The sequence below is a fragment of the Prevotella sp. DNF00663 genome (assembly GCF_001553265.1).
GTDB lineage: Bacteria > Bacteroidota > Bacteroidia > Bacteroidales > Bacteroidaceae > Prevotella.
Genome location: NZ_KQ960670.1, coordinates 1 through 2,017, shown reverse-complemented (window position 1 = coordinate 2,017; position 2,017 = coordinate 1). Strand labels below are relative to the sequence as shown.

General features: G+C 45.7%; 4 protein-coding genes. 2 read left to right on the top strand and 2 right to left on the bottom strand.

Annotated features, from left to right (window positions below; genetic code table 11):
- Positions 1-115: 115 nt before the first annotated feature.
- Both HMPREF3034_RS11935 and HMPREF3034_RS12755 read right to left on the bottom strand, forming a co-directional pair.
- A complete protein-coding gene (locus HMPREF3034_RS11935) occupies positions 116-352 on the bottom strand; it encodes a hypothetical protein (protein ID WP_062435801.1) in 237 nt (78 codons plus the stop codon).
- A 19-nt stretch (positions 353-371) separates the two neighbouring features.
- A complete protein-coding gene (locus tag HMPREF3034_RS12755) occupies positions 372-710 on the bottom strand; it encodes a MerR family transcriptional regulator (protein WP_156431130.1) in 339 nt (112 codons plus the stop codon).
- A 348-nt stretch (positions 711-1,058) separates the two neighbouring features.
- On the opposite strand from HMPREF3034_RS12755, the gene HMPREF3034_RS11925 reads away from it, so the two are divergent.
- Together HMPREF3034_RS11925 and HMPREF3034_RS11920 are read left to right on the top strand one after the other, a co-directional pair.
- A complete protein-coding gene (locus tag HMPREF3034_RS11925) occupies positions 1,059-1,466 on the top strand; it encodes a transcriptional regulator (protein ID WP_062435793.1) in 408 nt (135 codons plus the stop codon).
- Positions 1,463-1,936 (top strand): hypothetical protein, encoded by a 474-nt coding sequence (locus tag HMPREF3034_RS11920; RefSeq protein WP_062435790.1) that lies wholly within the window; start codon positions 1,463-1,465, stop codon positions 1,934-1,936. The genes HMPREF3034_RS11925 and HMPREF3034_RS11920 overlap by 4 nt, the downstream gene beginning before the upstream one ends.
- Positions 1,937-2,017: the final 81 nt, after the last annotated feature.

Here is a 2,017-nt window from a genome sequence, read left to right as displayed (position 1 = left end):
TCTATAAATGAAGGTTTTGCAGAGGTCTCAGTCCGGAAAGCATCGACAAAAGCGCGCTATCCATACCGATATTAACCTGCACGTTAATTTGAATTGGTTGCATAACTTTACTGTGTTATAATTCGTTGATAAACTTTGTAAGTTCCTTAATCTTATCCTGCTGCTCCCAGTGCGTAAATAATCGGGCAGCTGCGAAGCCGGCTACCAGTGTGATAACCTTAGAGGAAACCAGCACGTAGACCCAGCTTAACGCTGGCAGCTCGTCGTCGGGTACTGCGAAAAAGCCGATAGTCGTAATAAGCCCCAGCACGAAAAGCACGTAGTAGCGATAATTTGAAAAAATCTTTTTCATACTCTTACGATTAAATTGTTTATAAATAGGTGGCTTCCCAGCATTTAACTATCTGCCTCCCCGTTGTAAATTTGGCGCGTCCGGCTTTTCTTACGTTGAAACGTATGCAGCCGTCCTGCTCCCAGCGTTTTACCGTGTGACGCTCCACGCCTAAAAGCTCTGCCGCCTCGCGTTGGCTGTAGCGTCTATCCGGTTCGCATACTGGTTTAACTGGCACCATAGCGCGTAACCGATAACTGTAGCCCATCGCTTTTGCAGGCAAAGCGGCAGTTTTCCATCTTCTGCATAGCGTAGGCCGTGTTTTTTTGGCTATCCATATCGTAGCCGTCCGCGCATTGCGTAGTAATGGTGTCCCCATTTCGCATAGCCCTAAGACGTTCGCGGGTAATCTTTTCGACGGGTTTTACCGCCATTTCACTAACTTTCTGCGTCATTTCCTCTAACTTTTGTTAAAAACTTCGTTCGTTCGTTGGTACATTAAGAAAAACCGCCTATCTTTGCCATTGGAAAGTATGCGATAGCCGGCTAAAAAGTCGGCGGCCTTTATTATGCCCTTTCGGTTCGTTCGTTTGTTCGTTGGTGCAACGATAGAGGTATTTCGGTAACTTCCAAAATCTTTAGGCAAAAAAGTACCCATAAAGCTCTAAATTTAACGATTATTTAGAGCTTTACGGGTATTGGGACGTATTATTTAGTTTGAAAGCGTATGAAAGACTATGTAGGTAAAGCCGCAGACGTGCGTAACCGCATTAACCTGCTGCTAAAAGAAAAGGGATTATCCCAAAATTCGGTAGCTGGTGGCGACACGCCAACCCAAAAACGGCTAAATAGCCAGTTAAGCCACGGCAGTAATATATCGCTCGATACAGTCCTGCGGGTACTGGATGCCTGCCCGGACGTATCGGCAGACTGGCTGCTGCGCGGTGTTGGCGAAATGTACCGCGCCACGTCTCCGGCTGTTAGCGCGTCGGTAACTGGTGCTAATAGTGTAACCGGCAAAAACGCTACAGTAATCGGCCAGCAAACCGCGGTACTGTCCGAAACATTCGTGCGCGATATGCTGGCCGAAAAGGATAAGCAAATACAAACCCTATTACAGTTAATGGCAAAATGAAAAAGTTATTATTCGTGATGCTGGCCGCTTTCGTTTTCGTTTCCTGCTCTAAAGACGAAAGCGATTTAGTCCCTAACGACGGGCAGTATATCGCACGCTCCGGCGATATGGTTATATGTATGCAGCTTAAAGGTGGCCGCTGCTCTTACTTTGCACCCTACATAAAGGGCCGTATTTTTCATAGCTGGACTAACGTAACTACGTCCGGCAGCTACCCTGCGTACATATATAGTATAAAAGATTTTACCGTGCAAGCGCGTTATAGTAGTCTCGATGCTTTTACGGCTACGCTCTCCGGTGTTCTCCATACAGAGGAAAGCGACGCGCTAAATACTGGCCAGTCTCTATATATTGGTGTGCCTGCCAGTATGCAGTTTAACTTAGATAATTCCGTACTGGATGCTAACGGCGACGGGGTGCTGGATAGTCAGCAGCAAACTGCAAATTTTCAGCAAACAAGTTTTAAGTAGTTGTAAATAGCTGTGTTTTAGGTTGTTATAAAATTCCTATTTATATTATAAGGAACAAGGGCGCATAAGATTACAGAAAGA